The organism is Paenibacillus uliginis N3/975 (assembly GCF_900177425.1).
GTDB classification, from domain to species: Bacteria; Bacillota; Bacilli; order Paenibacillales; family Paenibacillaceae; genus Paenibacillus_AQ; species Paenibacillus_AQ uliginis.
The window spans coordinates 4,718,098-4,735,535 of sequence record NZ_LT840184.1 but is presented as its reverse complement, the minus strand read 5'-3'; the positions used below and the strand labels follow the sequence as shown (position 1 = coordinate 4,735,535).

Annotated in this window: 13 protein-coding genes and 1 other annotated feature; all 13 genes read left to right on the top strand. The window is 47.9% G+C overall.

The genetic code is table 11. The features are described 5' to 3' along the window. Window positions 1-208: 208 nt before the first annotated feature. Complete coding sequence (speD, locus tag B9N86_RS22305; RefSeq protein ID WP_208915321.1) at window positions 209-607, top strand: adenosylmethionine decarboxylase; 399 nt, start codon at window positions 209-211, stop codon at window positions 605-607. A gap of 266 nt (window positions 608-873) precedes the next feature. Further along, a complete protein-coding gene (gene hemA / locus B9N86_RS22300) occupies window positions 874-2,280 on the top strand; it encodes a glutamyl-tRNA reductase (RefSeq protein ID WP_208915320.1) in 1,407 nt (468 codons plus the stop codon). 17 nt (window positions 2,281-2,297) lie between these two features. Continuing rightward, window positions 2,298-3,122, top strand: a complete 825-nt coding sequence (ccsA, locus tag B9N86_RS22295) for a cytochrome c biogenesis protein CcsA (RefSeq protein ID WP_208915319.1) — start codon at window positions 2,298-2,300, stop codon at window positions 3,120-3,122. A 9-nt stretch (window positions 3,123-3,131) separates the two neighbouring features. After that, complete coding sequence (locus tag B9N86_RS22290) at window positions 3,132-3,779, top strand: precorrin-2 dehydrogenase/sirohydrochlorin ferrochelatase family protein (RefSeq protein WP_208915318.1); 648 nt, start codon at window positions 3,132-3,134, stop codon at window positions 3,777-3,779. A gap of 2 nt (window positions 3,780-3,781) precedes the next feature. Continuing rightward, window positions 3,782-4,738: a hydroxymethylbilane synthase gene (gene hemC / locus B9N86_RS22285; protein WP_208915317.1), complete on the top strand. Its 957-nt coding sequence runs from the start codon at window positions 3,782-3,784 to the stop codon at window positions 4,736-4,738. A 4-nt stretch (window positions 4,739-4,742) separates the two neighbouring features. Further along, window positions 4,743-6,305, top strand: coding sequence for a uroporphyrinogen-III C-methyltransferase (gene cobA, locus B9N86_RS22280; RefSeq protein WP_208915316.1), 1,563 nt, complete (start codon window positions 4,743-4,745; stop codon window positions 6,303-6,305). A gap of 86 nt (window positions 6,306-6,391) precedes the next feature. Further along, window positions 6,392-7,393, top strand: coding sequence for a porphobilinogen synthase (hemB, locus tag B9N86_RS22275; RefSeq protein ID WP_208915315.1), 1,002 nt, complete (start codon window positions 6,392-6,394; stop codon window positions 7,391-7,393). A 40-nt stretch (window positions 7,394-7,433) separates the two neighbouring features. Further along, window positions 7,434-8,729, top strand: a complete 1,296-nt coding sequence (gene hemL, locus B9N86_RS22270; RefSeq protein WP_208915314.1) for a glutamate-1-semialdehyde 2,1-aminomutase — start codon at window positions 7,434-7,436, stop codon at window positions 8,727-8,729. Then, the gene (locus B9N86_RS22265) at window positions 8,726-9,640 is read left to right on the top strand and encodes an RluA family pseudouridine synthase (protein ID WP_208915313.1); all 915 of its coding nucleotides are present in this window, start codon (window positions 8,726-8,728) and stop codon (window positions 9,638-9,640) included. Before hemL ends, B9N86_RS22265 begins: the two co-directional genes overlap by 4 nt. A 227-nt stretch (window positions 9,641-9,867) precedes the next feature. Further along, a complete protein-coding gene (locus B9N86_RS22260) occupies window positions 9,868-11,274 on the top strand; it encodes a LysM peptidoglycan-binding domain-containing protein (RefSeq protein WP_208915312.1) in 1,407 nt (468 codons plus the stop codon). A gap of 249 nt (window positions 11,275-11,523) precedes the next feature. After that, window positions 11,524-11,807 (top strand) — a binding site (T-box leader). A gap of 105 nt (window positions 11,808-11,912) precedes the next feature. Further along, window positions 11,913-14,579 carry a valine--tRNA ligase gene (locus tag B9N86_RS22255; protein WP_208915311.1) on the top strand — a complete coding sequence of 889 codons (2,667 nt, stop codon included), beginning with the start codon at window positions 11,913-11,915 and terminating at the stop codon, window positions 14,577-14,579. 31 nt (window positions 14,580-14,610) lie between these two features. Continuing rightward, window positions 14,611-15,987: a bifunctional folylpolyglutamate synthase/dihydrofolate synthase gene (locus B9N86_RS22250; RefSeq protein ID WP_208915310.1), complete on the top strand. Its 1,377-nt coding sequence runs from the start codon at window positions 14,611-14,613 to the stop codon at window positions 15,985-15,987. A gap of 6 nt (window positions 15,988-15,993) precedes the next feature. Continuing rightward, on the top strand, window positions 15,994-17,373 hold the full coding sequence (murC, locus tag B9N86_RS22245; protein WP_208915309.1) for a UDP-N-acetylmuramate--L-alanine ligase: 1,380 nt from the start codon (window positions 15,994-15,996) through the stop codon (window positions 17,371-17,373). Window positions 17,374-17,438: the final 65 nt, after the last annotated feature.

The window sequence follows — 17,438 nt, the reverse complement described above, 5'->3', positions numbered from 1 at the left end:
TAAAATAAAAATCATCAATTTTCAAAAATGTATTGCATTTCAACCTCATTGATGTTATTTTTAATCTCGTTGAAAAGAATATAGGAACCAGGATTCACTCAGGACATGTAATGTTGCGAGAGATTATTCCCTCGGGAAGTGAATGACGTAGGTCCTAGCGGATGAAATTTTTCAAACATTTTATTCCTAGGAAGGGGGAAACCGGAAGATGGAATACTCAACTTTCGGAAGACACGTTGCTGTTGATACTTGGGGAGTCGACTTTGAACTACTGAACAGTGCTGAATTTTTGCAAGCTCAGATGGTGGAAGCCGCTGAAGCCTGCGGAGCAACGGTAATGTCCGTCCAGTCCAAGCAATTTGAACCACAAGGCGCTACAGTTCTTGTGCTACTGTCGGAAAGCCATCTCTCTATTCATACTTATCCTGAGAGAGGTTTTGCTGCGATTGACTGTTATACCTGCGGGGAAACGGTAGATCCGCAATTGGCTATTGATTACCTGGTATCCGTTTTGAAACCTGAAAAATGCTTTGCGAAAAAGCTCGTACGCGGTTTAGGCGAAATGACTGTCGAAACGCCCGAGATGAAACAGGCCGAATTGGTGTAAGTAGGCCTCCCAAATGTGTATACTGATAACCATGGAATTCTCCATGGTTATTTATTTTATACGAATAGAGTAACACAGGGAATTGCTCCGTATATCTCCAGCTGAAACATACCACAATAGTAAGGGGATTTCATAAACATTTCATAAAATGGACAAGGAATTTCGACAACCTGTGATATAATTATCATGGTCAAACAAGTTATCTTATTGTAAGTGTAATGTACTATACGGAGCGCATTAAAAACCATTAGGCAGGTGAACACGCAATGCACATCGTCGTTGTTGGGTTGAACTATCGCACGGCGCCTGTGGAAGTCAGAGAACGTTTTACATTTGCGGAGCAAGATTTGCCCGAGGCGTTGAACCAGCTGAAGTCAACCAAGAGCGTATTAGAGGGCGTCATTGTCGCTACCTGCAACCGTACTGAGATTTATGTGGTGGTTGACCGCCTTCATATGTGCGGCTATTTTATCCGTAGTTTTATGGAGCAGTGGTTTGACATTAAACGTGAAGAATTTACACAGCATCTATATATATATGAAGATGAGCAGGCGATTTCGCACTTGTTCAAAGTGACCTGTGGTCTGGATTCCATGGTTATTGGTGAGACGCAGATTCTAGGACAGGTACGTAGTGCCTTCTTGAAGTCTCAGGAGGAGAAGGCGACAGGCACCTGGTTTAATATGTTGTTTAAGCAGTCTGTTACCCTGGGTAAACGGGCTCATTCCGAAACTTCTATCGGAGAAAGCGCAGTTTCTGTAAGTTATGCGGCTGTTGAATTGGGCAAACGAATATTTGGAACATTTAACGATAAAAAAGTACTTATTCTGGGCGCCGGAAAAATGAGTGAGCTGACCGTCAAGCACTTGTATGCCAACGGTGCAGCTGAAGTCATTGTAGCCAACCGCACGATAGTTCGTGCAGAGGAGCTTGCGCGTAAATTCCGGGGAACTCCATGCGGCATGCTGGAAGCGATGGAGCGCCTTCACGAAGTGGATATCGTCATCAGCTCCACGGGTGCGAACGATTATGTACTGAGTCCGTCACGAGTCAAAGAAAGTATGAAGAAACGCCAGTCCCGGCCTCTCTTTATGATCGACATTGCCGTCCCTCGGGACATTGATCCTGCGGTGGGCGAAGTATCCAACGTATTCTTGTATGATATTGATGATCTGGAAGGTATTGTGGAGAGCAATATGGAGATGCGGCGTGCAGAAGCAGCCAAAATCGAAATTATGATCGAAGAGGAGATGGATGCATTCCATCAGTGGTTGAAGACGCTTGGCGTCAGACCCGCAATCCGGGCATTGCAGGATAAATCGAACAACATTCATGAGGAAACGCTCGAAAGCTTGTTTAACAAACTTCCTGAGCTGGATGAGCGCCAGCGCAAAGTCATTCGTCGTCTGACGAAGAGTATTGTGAATCAGATGATGCATGATCCGATCAACCGGATCAAAGAAATGACGGGCGGAAAGCATGGCGGTGAAGCACTTGATTATTTCACTCAAATTTTCGCTTTGGAAAGTTTGATGGAAGAGAATGAACAAGGAGCAGACAGTAAGGCTCTGAACAATGCAAACCCATCTGAGGTTGAGTCTTTGGTCAAATCGGTGGATCCATCTGCTGAGCAGAAATCGGTCCGGATTTCTCTGACCCCTGCCGCTCTTTAAGGCAGGTGACGTAACTCATGTTATTAAATCTAATCTATGATGCTGGCATTTGTATCTATGCCCTGAGCCTTCTGTTTTATATCTCGGATTGCGTGAAACGCAATCGGGCAGCGAAGCGGATAGGCACAGGGCTTCTTGTTGTTGCAGCTCTTTTCCAGTGTGGTGCCATTGGAATACGGGTAGGGGAAACAGGAACATTCCCCGTCTTTACTTCTTTTGATTTTTTGCTACTCAGTTCGTTCAGTGTAACAGTGACATCCATTGTCATTATTTTTACGAGACGGGCGGAATTTGCCGCACTCCTTATGAATATAATCGGTTTTTGCGTTATGCTGCTCAATGGGTTGTTGCTTACGGCAGGATATAATCCCTTGGAGAGCTGGCAGACGGTTCATGGGCTGTTAATGCTGCATATCGCACTTGCAAGTGTCAGCTTTACGGCGTTAACCGTTGGAGCGGTCTTTGCGGGAATGTACATGTTTCTGCACCGCAAGCTGAAGCACAAGAAGTGGAATGATATAATCCGAAGGCTTCCCAGCCTTGAGATATTAGATAAATATTCATATTTTGCCCTATTAACGGGTACACCGGTGCTGATATTGTCATTGGTCATTGCAGTGTTGTCCATTGCCACTGAGGGGCGATGGACGCTTCTGGCGGATCTGAAGGTGCTGTCAACCGCAGTTGCACTTGGCATTTATATATATTACTTCGTGCGGCGGCATTTGCATCGTCGGTCTGGGTTGGAGACTGCAGTGTGGGCATTGATCGGATTTGGATTTATCGTGTTGAATTTCTTTCTAAATGCTTGGTCTGAGTTTCACCGCTGGTCGGGAGTGTGATTAGTAAATATGGTTCATTATGTTCCGGTTATGTTGAACTGCGAGGGTCAGACCTGCATGATTATAGGTGGGGGGCTGGTGGCTGAGCGAAAAGTTGACATGTTGCTGGCTGCCGGTGCCTTGGTACATATTATAAGTCCTCTCATAAGTGAGAGTCTTCTTCAACTGGTTGATTCAGATCAGATTGAATGGACCTCTAGAGAATATAGAGACGGCGACCTTAAGGGAGCATTTTTGGTGCATGCTGCTACCGATGTCCCGACAGTTAATGAAGCAATCGCCGCGGAGGCCCGCCAGCTTGGGGTAATGGTTAACGTTGCAAGCAGCGGGGAATCTGGTAACTTTATTAATCCGGCTGTTATGAAGAGAGGAAGGCTCACGGTTGCGGTGTCTACGTCCGGTGCGGGTCCGCTTGCAGCGGTGGATATATGCAGCCGCCTGGAGAAACAGCTGGGGGACGAATTTGAGCCGTACCTTGAGTTTTTGTACACCATGCGTTGCGCGGTCAAGAAAGAGGTGTCATCAGTTTCCGTACGGCGGAAGCTTTTGCGAAAAATACATGAAATCGATATACTACAGGACATACGGCGGGGAAGCTATACTCCATGGAGTCCGGAACAGATCCAACAATGGATCAGTCACAATCAGGAGGAATAAGTATGCGTAAAATTGTGGTTGGCAGCAGACAAAGCGCACTTGCGCTTACCCAGACAGGCCAGGTTATCGATGATTTGAGACGATTGGCCCGCGAGAACGGAATGGAATTTGATTTTGAAGTTAAAAAAATCATTACAAAAGGTGACCGCATTCTGGATGTTACGCTGTCCAAGGTTGGCGGCAAGGGACTGTTTGTCAAAGAAATCGAGCAGGCGATGATCGATGGTGAAATTGATATGGCCGTCCACAGCATGAAGGATATGCCCTCTGTTTTGCCTGAAGGCCTCAGGACGGGAGCCGTTCCGCGCAGAAAAGATCCCCGGGATTGTCTCATATCACTGGAAGCTAACAGTTTGGACAGTCTGCCACAAGGAGCGAAGGTAGGGACGAGCAGTCTGCGCCGTTCCAGCCAGCTGAAGGCATACCGTCCGGATTTGCAGCTTGAATGGATTCGGGGTAATATCGATTCTCGTCTTCGCAAGCTGGAGAACGGAGAATATCAGGCTATCATTCTGGCAGCAGCGGGTCTTCAGCGGATGGGATGGGAGGACCGGATCACATCGTACTTGTCTATTGAGACGTGTCTGCCTGCTGTAGGACAAGGTGCGCTCGGCATTGAATGCCGGGAAGATGATACAGAGCTCTTATCGCTTCTTTCTCTTTACAATGATGAAGAAACAGCCCGGACGGTAGCCGCTGAACGTAAGTATTTGAATGAGCTCAACGGTGGCTGTCAGGTACCGATAGGTGCATATGCGGTGTTGACCGAGGCTCCAGCAGGTCATTCCCTGGAAGGACAGAGCATTATTCAATTAACCGGCATGGTGGGCTCACCGGACGGAGAGCTTGTATTGAAGGAAAGTGCTGAAGGAACAGATCCAGAGGCTTTGGGCGTAGAGGTTTCCGATAAGCTGAAAGCTAAGGGAGCGGAGCAGATTCTGGCGCAAGTTAGGGGATGATCGGATGATAGGTAAGGTTTACTTAGTTGGAGCAGGGCCTGGCGATGCAAGGCTGATTACGATTAAGGGGAAGGAATGCATCGAAAAAGCGGATGCTGTAGTATATGACCGCTTGGCATCTCCCCGCTTGTTGAGATGGATGAAGCCGGGAGCCGAGAAAGTGTATGTTGGAAAGCTTCCTGACAGGCATACGATGAAGCAGGAAGAAATCAATCAACTGTTAGTTGACCTGGCGCTTACGGGAAAGACGGTTGTCCGGCTCAAGGGCGGTGACCCTACGATCTTCGGTAGGGTAGGGGAAGAGGCGGAGCTTTTGTACCGCCACGGTATCGCTTTTGAAATTGTTCCAGGCATAACCTCGTCGATCAGTGTTCCTACATATGCGGGTATTCCGGTAACTCATCGTGATCTCGCGTCCTCGTTGTCTATCATTACAGGCCATGAGAGTCCAGACAAGCTGGACCGGATGATCCAGTGGGATAAGGTAACGAATGCAACGGGTACATTGATCTTTATGATGGGGGTAGCCAAAATTGGATATATTAGCCGCCAATTAATTGCTCACGGAAGGCCGCCGGAGACCCCGGTGGCTCTTGTGCGCTGGGGAACGCGTGCTGAGCAGGATACGATTACCGGGACGCTTGCCGATATTGAAGAGATTGTAAAGGCGGCCAATTTTCAACCTCCGGCGGTTATTGTCGTTGGTGAGGTTGTTCTGCAGCGTGAGCATCTGAAGTGGGCCGAACAGCTGCCTTTGTTTGGCAAGCGGATCCTTGTGACCCGGGCCCGCAGCCAGGCGAGTCAGCTTGTGAGTCGGATTGAGGATTTGGGCGGTGAGCCATATGAATTCCCGGTCATCGAGACCGTTATGCCGACCTCGAGCCTGGACATATCGGAGATTCATCAAGCACTGGATAAGCTTAATCAATATGACTGGGTATTTTTTACGAGTGTGAACGGAGTGGATTTTTTCTTCCGTCACCTGAATGAGTCAGGCAAGGATATACGTGCTCTGGCAGGGGCCAGAATCGCAGCGGTTGGGCCTGCAACAGCGGGTGCTTTACGTGAACGGGGGATCGCTGCTGAAATGCTGAAGGAACGCTACCAGGCAGAAGGACTTGTGGATGCATTCGGATCGGAGTTGAAGGCAGGCCAGCAAATACTGCTTCCACGTGGAGATCTCGGCCGGAGCTGGCTTCCAGAGGAACTGACACGGATGGGACTGCATGTGACAGACATCAAGACATATGAAACGGTCCTGTGTGGTGAGGATGACGACGAGCTGCTCAAACTGTTTGAGGAAGGCGGCGTTCATGCCGTTACATTCACTAGCTCCTCGACTGTTACGAACTTGCTGCGTGTCCTGGAACGGATGGGTGGAGACGCACACACACCACTGGAGCTGCTTCGCGATAGTACTGTTGCCTGCATCGGTCCGCTGACAGCGGAAACGGCCAGGGAGGCGGGGCTAAACGTATCGATTATGGCTGAGGAAGCGACAATCGATAGCCTGGTCGAAGCTTTGTGTGAATGGAACAAGGATGAGCCGCGCCGCCACCGGAGTTAATTTACAAGGACTTATAAATTTAAAATACGTTACAAATCTATATAGAGACATTCGACATTATACTTTTTAACCTGGAGGGATTGAACATGAGTTTTCCGATTGTACGCCACCGCCGGTTGCGTCAAAGTGCCGGTATTCGCAACATGGTCCGTGAGACAGTACTGAACATCGAAGATTTGGTGCAACCCATCTTTGTAACCTATGGAACCGGAGTAAAGACTGAGATTTCATCCATGCCGGGAGTGTTTCATTTCTCCTTGGATACGCTGAAAGAAGAAGTGGACGAAATTGCTGCTCTTGGAATTCCAGCTGTGCTGCTGTTTGGTATACCTGAAAGCAAAGATAGCGTGGGAACATCCGGTTTTGTGGATAATGGTATCGTTCAGGAAGCAACACGGCTCATTAAGGAATGGTATCCTGATCTGTTGGTAATCGCTGATACTTGCCTGTGCGAATTTACAGATCACGGACATTGCGGTATGGTTCATACGTTTGAACGTGACGGGCATGTCCATGGGGACGTTATGAATGACGAATCTTTGGAACTTCTGGCACGTACAGCGGTTTCCCAAGCAAAAGCCGGTGCTGATATCATTGCTCCTTCCAACATGATGGACGGGTTCGTGCAAGCAATTCGGACAGCGCTGGATGAAGAGGGCTTTCAGCATATTCCGATCATGTCTTATTCGGTTAAATATGCCTCTGCCTTTTACGGACCATTCCGTGAAGCGGCTGATTCTGCTCCGCAGTTCGGCGACCGTAAAACATATCAGATGGATCCTGCAAATGTACGGGAAGCGCTACGTGAAGCTGAAAGTGATGTGCTCGAAGGTGCTGACATGCTTATGGTCAAGCCGGCTCTCGCATATCTGGATATTGTGAGATTGCTGCGGGATCAGTTTGATCTGCCGCTTGTAGCCTATAACGTCAGTGGTGAATACTCGATGGTCAAAGCAGCTGCTAATCAAGGATGGATTAATGAACAGGCAATCGTGATGGAAATGCTCACAGGAATGAAGCGAGCCGGAGCAGACATTATTATTACGTATTTCTCCAAAGATGCAGCCCGCTGGATCCGGAACCGTTAGAAAATAGTATTGTCATTGCGACAGATAGGAGTGGCATGAAATGAGTCAAGGTATGCGAAAAGAAGAAGCGTCACGTGCCGCCTTTGAAGAGGCGAAACATTATATTCCGGGCGGCGTCAACAGTCCGGTACGGGCATTCAAATCGGTGGGATTAACACCGATTTATATGGAACGCGGGGAAGGAAGCCGCGTGTATGATATTGACGGCAACAACTTTATCGATTATGTCGGATCATGGGGTCCGCTTATTATGGGCCATGCACATCCCGAAGTTGTAGATGCACTGCGTGAAACGGCTGCCAAAGGCACGAGCTTTGGAGCACCGACAGTGCTCGAAACTAAGATGGCGAAACTTGTCTGTGAACGTGTACCTTCTGTCGAAGTTGTCCGGATGGTAAATTCCGGGACGGAAGCGACGATGAGTGCGATTCGTCTTGCTCGTGGTTATACCGGTCGCAGCAAAATTATTAAATTCGAAGGCTCTTATCATGGACATGCTGACAGCTTGCTCATTAAAGCGGGTTCAGGTATTGCAACGCTTGGTTTACCTGATAGCCCGGGTGTTCCGGAAGCGGTGGCAACAAATACGATTGCTGTTCCGTATAACGACTTGGAGTCGGTACAACTGGCATTTGAACGTTTTGGCAACGAGATTGCGGCTGTTATTGTGGAGCCTGTAGCAGGGAATATGGGTGTTGTGATTCCACATGAAGGATTCCTAGAAGGTTTGCGCAAGGTAACGGAAGATTACGGTAGCCTGCTTATTTTTGACGAGGTTATGACTGGTTTCCGTGTGGACATTAATTGTGCCCAGGGAAGATTCGGTGTTACACCGGACTTAACTTGCCTTGGAAAAGTGATCGGCGGAGGTCTGCCTGTTGGTGCCTATGGCGGTAAACGTGAGATTATGGACCAGATTGCGCCAGCAGGACCTATTTATCAAGCGGGAACTCTGAGTGGTAATCCGCTGGCCATGGCAGCCGGCTATACTACGCTTAAGCTGCTGACGCCGGCTATATATGATCAACTTGAAGAGCGGGGAGCACAGCTTCAGGCTGGCTTTGAACGGAATGCTCGTGAATTCGGTATACCATTATCCATTAATCGAATTGGATCGATGGTCTGCCCATTCTTTACAGACCAGAAGGTAATCAATTTTGATACGGCCAAGAGCAGTGATATGGACTTGTTCCGCCGTTATTTTGCAGCGATGGTTCAGGAGGGGGTTAGCGTACCTCCATCTCAGTTCGAAGGCATGTTCATATCGGCGGCGCACACTAAGGAAGACATTGATGCGACGATCGAAGCTAATTACAATGCCTTTAAAAGCCTGTGAGCTACCAAGGGAACTGGGTTCGGCGCGGTGAGTGGCTGGAACTGACGCCGGGTAAAATTCTGACTGGACAGTCTGATCGTGAGGGAGCTACGGCAAAGTGGCTGCTTGAAACCGTTGGAATGCCGGAGAAGCTTTTGCGAAAGCTTCAGCATACTGAAGGCATACAGTGGAGAGGCGATCGGCTGCGGCTGTCTCTTTTCCCAGCGAGGGAGGCGGGCATCGAACCGATGTGGAGCGAGCTGGAGGTTCTATACGAGGATGATTTTTGTCTCGTCGTGAACAAGCCTGCCGGTATGGCCGTTCATCCGGATGACCGTGGAACCGAGACGACACTGAACCACACTGTAGCTGCTTATTACGAAGCATCGGGAGTGGAAGCGGCTGTCCGCCACATTCATCGGCTTGATAAAGATACAACGGGACCTGTGCTGTATGCCAAAAACGAGTATGCTCAGCTCAAGCTCGATGAAGCGATGAGACAGAAGGAGATTGTCCGGATTTATGCGGCCATTGTCCAGGGACGTGTGTCACCGGATTTAAAGGTCATTGACTTGCCTATTGGTAAAGACCGACATCATGCCCAGCGCCGTCGTGTATCGCTAACTGGACAGACAGCCGTGACACGGATCATTGAATCCGAAGTGTACAGACAGGCCAGTCTACTGTATTTAAGCCTGGAGACAGGAAGGACCCATCAGATTCGCGTCCATTTAAGCCATATGGGACATGCCATTCTCGGAGATTCGCTGTATGGTGGATATTCTGTCAGCTTTGGCCGCCAAGCGCTCCATGGTGCGCGGCTCAGCTTCTCTCACCCGTTTACGGGAGAGATTATTGAGGTTGCTGCCCCGTGGCCTGAGGATCTTCTCCAGCTGAAGGCGGAAATAGCGAGTAAACCCTTTCTAAGATAAAGGCCGTTTTGAACGGCCTTTTTTCTTTGGCATTATTATTTGGATATTAATTTCCGAAATGAAGATTTAATACATATGTAAGGGTTTCGTTTAAGCGATTTCCGGACAGTGTCCGCAAAAAAGTCATGCTCCCCCATTTTTGGCATATAGATAAGTTGAGTGACAAAAATGGGCTCATGCCGCGGGATCAGCCCGCGGATAGTATATGCCGAAAGGAGGACATTCCCGTGTTCGACCAGTCCTACGGATTGCGGTTTGATATTTACGAACGCATTATTTTATCGGAAGATCTGCCGGGAATTGAAGAACTGGAAGAGGTTGAATTAATACCGCATATCCAGGTAATCAGTCAGGAGGAGCAGGCGACACTTCGCGGCCATCTGCTATTGGCGGGGCTGTATAGAGGTGACACCGAAGCGGGGGAGTCCGAGCCGTTGGAACATTGGATTCCGGTGGAAATCACCGTTCCTATGAATCGGGTGTCTTCGCTAGACGATATTGCAGTGGAGATTGAAAATTTCGATGTCGACCTGCTGTCTACTAGAAGTCTGAATATCACAGGAGTACTCTCACTAAAAGGTATTCAAGCTGCCGTTCAGGGGCTAAACGACGGTGCTTGGAACAATGAGGAAATCACAGTGGTACATGCTCCTGACTCATCTGCAGGAGATGGTTTAGGGTATGATACGGCGGTGCGTCAGCATGAGAGTATTCAGTCGGAGGACCCGTCGCCATTTTATTTCCCTCAAGTACAGGAAGTTTATGCACAGGATGAGCAGGTAACGGGCTTTGATTTGAATGCGCAGACTAGCGGTCGCCATGAGGAGTTCCAAAGTGAGCAGCATCAGGAGGGTTCTGGGTTCGGCAATCAGGGATACGTTAACTTGTATACAGCGGATGGAGCTACAGGGCAGGAGTTACATAGAGAGCAGCCATCACAGAAATTTGCTCCATCTCAACCAGCTGAACCGCCGTTTGCGGACTCAAGCATTCAGTCGGCACAGAGCATATCGGAATCGAATCCGAATCCGAATGTATGGAACTTTGAACGGGCTGATCAATCGGAAAATAGTGATCAGAGTCCATCTAGCGGTTTCTCAGAAATTACAGATGATAGGGAGCAAGATTCAATACCGGTATTGGCTTCTTCAGATCAAGAGGTGGATGAGTCATCCGAGGACAAGGAAGATTCAGCAGCTGCTTCTGTTCAGGAGGCCGTATTTCTTGCCAATGAGTCTCCGGTTCAAGAGGAACCTCCAGCGAAGCCAGAACTGAAAGTGGCATTTACGAGTAAAAACAGCACGGTGGGCAGTTCATCAGGTGTTGGCTTTTCTTCGCTATTGCAGTCAAGCCGTACCGTTCAGGAACAGGAAATCACGGCACGCGAGGAAGATGAGCAGGTAGAGGATCAGGCAGAACCGCTTGCATCGGATGATGTTCAGTGGAAGTCGTTGTTTCTGGGAAAACGGCAGGAGGATACTTCTTTTCGCAAAGTTCGATTATGCATCGTACAGCGTGAGGAAACATTAGAGGCTATTGCAGAGAGGTACCAACTGAGCCCTCGCGAGCTATTGCTTTATAACAGGTTGTCGGAACAGAGCGTAGAGGAAGGCCAAGTCCTGTATATCCCGTAATACTTTGTATGAACAGAGACATTTCTTAAAAAATCACAAGCAGGCCAATCGAGGACTTATCCTGGGTTGGCCTGCTTGGTTTTGGGGTCTAGGGCGCTGGAATATCTTCTAGATCTTTTGATAGATAAGTTGAAGCATATACACCCTGAAATATTGACTATACACAATAAGCAAGTTATAGTTGACTATAGTCAATTCAGGCATATTGGAATACAATATGGTAATACTGTACAGAGCATTTGCAAATTACAAACAACTGTGAATGGGAAGAGTAGGAAGAGAAATGGCCTTCAGAGAGCGGAATTGTAGCGCTGAGAGATTCCGCAGGAACCATCTTGCGAAAAGTCGCCCCGGAGTTGCCTGCTTGAACTTTAGTACATGGATGATCCTGTACAAAAGCTAGAGCATGCCGGCTGCAGCCGTTACCTGTGTAAAGTGTCGCAACGCTTGGATTTGCCGTACCTAGGCAGTCATGACCAACGGTGCGAAACAAAGGTGGTACCGCGAGAGAACAACAGTCTTTCGTCCTTTGAGGACGAAGGACTTTTTTTGTTTTTAATGAAAAAGTTCTTAGAAGTAGAAACGGCTAAAACGATTCTGTATGGCAATGCTGACTAAGTAACGGAGGTACGAGAATTATGGAACAAAAGGACAATCAAACCTCGGCACAAATGCCGACCACTTATGATCCAAAAGCTGCAGAACAAAAATGGTACACCTACTGGAAAGAAGGCGGATTTTTCAACGCGGGTCAGCGTCCGGATGCAGATCCTTATACGATTGTTATTCCGCCACCGAATGTTACCGGTATGCTTCATATCGGTCATGCTTTGGACTTCACATTGCAAGATATTTTGATCCGCGTTAAAAGAATGCAGGGGTACGATGCATTGTGGCTTCCAGGCTCCGATCATGCTGGAATCGCTACACAAACAAAGGTAGAACAGAAGCTGCGTGAGCAGGGCATCACTCGTTATGATCTTGGACGCGAGAAGTTTCTTGAAAAGGTGTGGGAATGGAAAGAGCAGTATGCTAATACGATTCGTGATCAATGGGCTAAAATGGGTCTTTCTCTCGACTATTCCAGAGAGCGTTTCACACTGGATGAAGGGTTGTCTAAGGCTGTCCGCGAAGTGTTTGTGAAGTTCTATGAGAAAGGGCTCATCTACCGCGGCAAGCGTATTATTAACTGGGATCCTGCAGCGCGTACTGCATTATCCGACATTGAGGTTGAATATAAGGAAGTTCAGGGACATCTGTATCATTTGACCTATCCGTTGAAAGATGGAAGTGGCAGCATTACGGTTGCGACTACCCGTCCGGAAACGATGCTTGGTGATACGGCTGTAGCTGTTCATCCTGAAGATGAAAGATACAAGGATATGATCGGAAAAACGTTGATTCTTCCTATTATCGGACGTGAAATTCCGGTTATTGCGGATGAATATGTTGAAAAAGATTTCGGAAGTGGTGCCGTGAAAATTACGCCTGCCCATGATCCGAATGACTTTGAAATGGGTCTTCGCCATGACCTGCCACAAATAACGGTTATGGATGAAACCGGTACGATGAACAGTCATGCCGGCAAATATGAAGGTTTAGACCGTAGCGAGTGCCGGAAACAAATTGTAAATGATTTGAAAGAGTCCGGTGTACTCATTAAAATTGAAGATCACGTCCACCAAGTAGGTCACAGTGAGCGCAGTGGCGCCGTTGTAGAGCCTTATTTGTCAACCCAGTGGTTCGTGAAGATGCAGCCTTTGGCTGAAAGAGCGATTGAAGCGCAAAAGTCAGGTGAAGGTGTGAATTTTGTACCTGAACGCTTCGAGAAAACGTATCTCCAGTGGATTGAAAATGTACGTGATTGGTGTATTTCCCGTCAACTATGGTGGGGTCATCGGATCCCGGCATGGTACTGCGGACAATGTGGAGAGATCCATGTTGCTCATGATGAAGTTGCAGCCTGCTCCATATGCGGAAGCACGAACATGAAGCAGGATGAGGACGTACTTGATACTTGGTTCAGTTCCGCGCTTTGGCCGTTTTCGACTTTGGGATGGCCAGAAGACACCGAGGATCTCAAGCGTTATTATCCGACAAGTGTCCTGGTTACTGGATATGACATCATTTACTTCTGGGTAGCTCGTATGATATTTACGGCACTCGAATTTACAGATGAGAAACCTTTTAAAGATGTCCTTATGCACGGGTTGGTTCGCGATGCCGATGGTAAGAAAATGTCGAAATCACTTGGCAACGGGGTGGACCCGCTGGAAGTTATCGAGAAATATGGTACCGATGCAATGCGCTATATGATCTCGACAAGCAGCACACCGGGTCAAGACCTTCGTTTCCGTTGGGAACGGGTGGAACAGGCACGGAATTTTGCTAACAAAATTTGGAACGCTTCCCGCTTTGCATTAATGAATCTGGAAGGCTTTAAACATAGCGATATCGACATCAGTGGAGACCTAGGAACAGCGGATCGCTGGATTCTTCACCGTCTGAACGAAACTTCACGTGATATTACGCGTCTAATTGATGCCTATGAATTTGGCGAAACAGGTCGACTGCTCTATAATTTCATCTGGGACGACTTGTGTGATTGGTATATTGAGTTTGCGAAGCTGTCGCTTTACGGCGAGGATCAAGCTGCAAAGAAAAAGACCCAGTCTGTACTTGCCTATGTTCTCGATCGTACGATGCGTTTGATTCATCCATTCATGCCATTTATTTCGGAAGAAATTTGGCAGCATTTGCCGCATGAAGGCGAGACTATTATGCTCTCCTCTTGGCCGACCTATGACGCTTCCTTGGAGAACAAAGAAGCTGTGGCTGAAATGGATCTGCTGATGGACGTTATCCGTGCCGTTCGTAATATCCGTGCTGAAGTAAATGTACCGATGAGTAAAAAAATAGAGCTGATGCTCAGTGCAGCCGATGCGAATGTACTGGGCATTGTTGAACGTAATGCGGATTATATCCGTCGCTTCTGCAACACCTCAGAATACCAAGCTGCTCTTGGCCTTGAGGCCCCGGATAAAGCGATGACAGCCATCGTGACAGGAGTTGAATTGTATCTCCCGCTAGCTGGTCTGATCGATATTGAACAAGAGATCGCTCGCCTTGAAAAAGAAGTTCAACACTTGACCAGCGAGGTAGATCGTGTGGAGAAGAAGCTAAGTAATCAAGGCTTCGTTTCTAAGGCTCCAGCGAAAGTGATTGAGGAAGAACGGGCTAAGCAGGCGGACTATTCCGAGAAGAGAAACAAAGTACTTGCCCGCATTGAAGAACTGAAAGGCTAAGATAACTAATATAGACCTGAAGGTGAGAAGCATGGGTAACCATAATGGGGCTGTTCAGTCAGCCCCTCTACTAAGTTATGAAGAAGCAGTAGATTGGATTAACGGACTGATACCGTTCGGTATCCGGCCTGGTTTGGCACGTATTCAAGCATTGCTTGAACGGCTGGGAAACCCGCAGCGACGTCTAAAGTTCATTCATGTTGCAGGCACGAATGGTAAAGGGTCGACCTGTGCTTATTTGACCAAGGTTCTTCTGCAAAGTGGATACGATGTTGGAACCTTTACGTCTCCTTACATTACGAAATTTACTAATCGGTTTCAGTTTAATGGGGAAGATATCTCTGAGGAGACATTGCTTAAGCTGGCAAACCGATTGCATCCGCTCGTTCAGGAAATTGCAGAAACGGAGCTTGGTTCTCCGACAATGTTTGAGGTATCTACGGCCCTTGCCATTTTGTATTATGCTGTTGATAGTATCCCGGATGTTGTCGTGTGGGAAACGGGCCTTGGTGGAAGGATGGACGTGACAAATGTTGTACATCCGGTCATTTCAGTAATCACCAATATTGGTATGGATCATACGGATATTTTAGGAGAGACCGTCGTAGAGATTGCCTCGGAAAAAGCGGGAATTATTAAGCCAGGTGTACCTGTTGTCAGCACGGTGACTCAGCCTGAAGCAATCAAAGTGTTGAAGGACACAGCTGAGCGGAACCGTTCGACACTGTATCTGGCAGGCGAGCAATTCTCTTATGAGCGGACGGGGGGCGATGAAGAGGGGCAGACTTTCCACTTCTCGGGACCATTCCGCCATCTGGATATTGGCATTAGTATGCAGGGTGAGCATCAATGTGCGAATGCAGCCTGTGCAATAATGAGTCTTGAAGTGCTTCGTCATTATATGGCTTTTGTCATTGAGGATGAACATATCCAAGAGGGATTTCATGATACCAAGTGGGCTGGAAGATTGGAGCAGGTAAGCTCCTCTCCCCGGATTATTGTCGACGGGGCCCATAACCCGGAGGGGGCCGAATCCTTGGCCAATAGCCTTCCGAACATTTATAAATACCAGAATCTGAACTTAATGATGGGAATGCTGGCAAATAAGCATCATGAAACGTATTTGAAGCATATACTGCCTATAGTGGATACGCTTATCCTGACCGAACCGGATTTTCGGAGAAAAATGGACGCCAAGGCGTTAGGTGACATCGTAGAGCAGATAAAAGAGAAACACGCCAAACATACGCTGCAAATCATCATAGAACCAGACTGGAAAAACGCACTTGAATTGTTGAAGTCACGGACGGAAGCGGAGGATCTTGGGGTGGTGTCGGGCACGTTATATCTGATTGCCGACGTGCGTTCCAACCTCCTGGGCCTTTCCGATTCTGAAAAAGGTTGGTGATAACTGTTGAATACTTCAGAACATGTTCATTTTATAGGAATTGGCGGCTACGGTATGAGCGCTATTGCAAGAGTTATGCTGGAAATGGGATACAAGGTCACGGGTTCTGACGTGGCATCCCAGGAATTGACGGAGAAATTGGCGGCTAAAGGCGCCAAAATATATATTGGCCACACAGCAGAGCAGGTACAAGGGGCTGATCTGGTCGTATATTCGACAGCCTTGTCCAGAGATAACGTGGAGCGGGTAGCTGCGGAACAGCAGAACATCCCGGTTCTTCATCGTGCTCAGATGCTAGCAAGACTGCTGAATGAAGGTAAGGGTGTTGCCGTAGCGGGAGCCCATGGCAAAACGACGACTTCTTCTATGATCGCGCTCGTTATGGAGGAGTGCGGAGTCGATCCGACCTTTATTATTGGTGGAGAGATTATGAATGTCGGTACGAATGCCAAGGCGGGCCAAGGCGAGTATGTGGTAGCCGAAGCAGATGAGAGTGACGGTTCATTCCTGCAATATCACCCGTGGCTTGGTGTCGTTTTAAACATAGAAGCCGATCACTTGGAGAACTATGATGGTGATTTTGATCGTTTAAAGGCAGCTTATGTGCAGTTCCTGACTCAAACCAGAGAAGACGGCACTGCGGTTGTATGTGCGGACGATCAGAACATACAAGCTATACTGCCGGAGCTCAATCGTGTAGAAGTGACCACTTATGGAATTCATGCCGACGCGGAATATATGGCCAGCGATCTGGTACTTGGAGATCGTCATGTTTCCTTTACGATGTCTCATAAGGGGCAGGTTTTGGGAACAGTTGAGCTGTCGGTTCCGGGGAAACATAACGTGTATAACGCGATGGCTACAGTGATAACCTGTTTAAAGGCTGGCGTACCGTTTGAAGATATCGTAAAAGGTATCTTCAAATTTAACGGAGCCAAGCGCCGCTTTCAGGTGCTGGGCGAAACGGATGATATACTCGTGATTGACGATTATGCCCATCATCCCACTGAAATCGAAGCTACAATCAGTGCAGCTAAAGCGACCGGAAAACGCATCATTGCTGTGTTTCAGCCGCAGCGTTACTCCAGAACCTTTTTCTTGCTTGATGCATTTAGCCGTGCTTTCGGGGAGGCAGATGAAGTAATTATCACAGATATTTATTCACCGGCTGGCGAGAAACAGATTGAAGGCATAAGCTCTGCCAGATTGGTGGAATTGATTGTAGAGAACAGCAACGCAGGAGCAAGATACCTTCCTTCCAAAGAAGAAGTTCTTCATGACCTAAAAGGACGAGTGAAACCAGGTGATCTTGTCTTGACTATGGGTGCGGGGGACATTTGGAAAGTTGGGGCTGCATTGGCGCAATCCTTGAAAGAAAACAAGTAAGTCTAATAACAAAATGAGTTCATATTTCATTCGATACCCGCATGTCCTGTTATTGTATACAGGAT

What these genes read in the sequence shown, in the direction of transcription:
- speD (WP_208915321.1), top strand. Translation starts at nt 209, where the DNA reads ATGGAATACTCAACTTTCGGAAGACACGTTGCTGTTGATACTTGGGGA.
- hemA (WP_208915320.1), top strand. Translation starts at nt 874, where the DNA reads ATGCACATCGTCGTTGTTGGGTTGAACTATCGCACGGCGCCTGTGGAA.
- ccsA (WP_208915319.1), top strand. Translation starts at nt 2,298, where the DNA reads ATGTTATTAAATCTAATCTATGATGCTGGCATTTGTATCTATGCCCTG.
- B9N86_RS22290 (WP_208915318.1), top strand. Translation starts at nt 3,132, where the DNA reads ATGGTTCATTATGTTCCGGTTATGTTGAACTGCGAGGGTCAGACCTGC.
- hemC (WP_208915317.1), top strand. Translation starts at nt 3,782, where the DNA reads ATGCGTAAAATTGTGGTTGGCAGCAGACAAAGCGCACTTGCGCTTACC.
- cobA (WP_208915316.1), top strand. Translation starts at nt 4,743, where the DNA reads ATGATAGGTAAGGTTTACTTAGTTGGAGCAGGGCCTGGCGATGCAAGG.
- hemB (WP_208915315.1), top strand. Translation starts at nt 6,392, where the DNA reads ATGAGTTTTCCGATTGTACGCCACCGCCGGTTGCGTCAAAGTGCCGGT.
- hemL (WP_208915314.1), top strand. Translation starts at nt 7,434, where the DNA reads ATGAGTCAAGGTATGCGAAAAGAAGAAGCGTCACGTGCCGCCTTTGAA.
- B9N86_RS22255 (WP_208915311.1), top strand. Translation starts at nt 11,913, where the DNA reads ATGGAACAAAAGGACAATCAAACCTCGGCACAAATGCCGACCACTTAT.
- B9N86_RS22250 (WP_208915310.1), top strand. Translation starts at nt 14,611, where the DNA reads ATGGGTAACCATAATGGGGCTGTTCAGTCAGCCCCTCTACTAAGTTAT.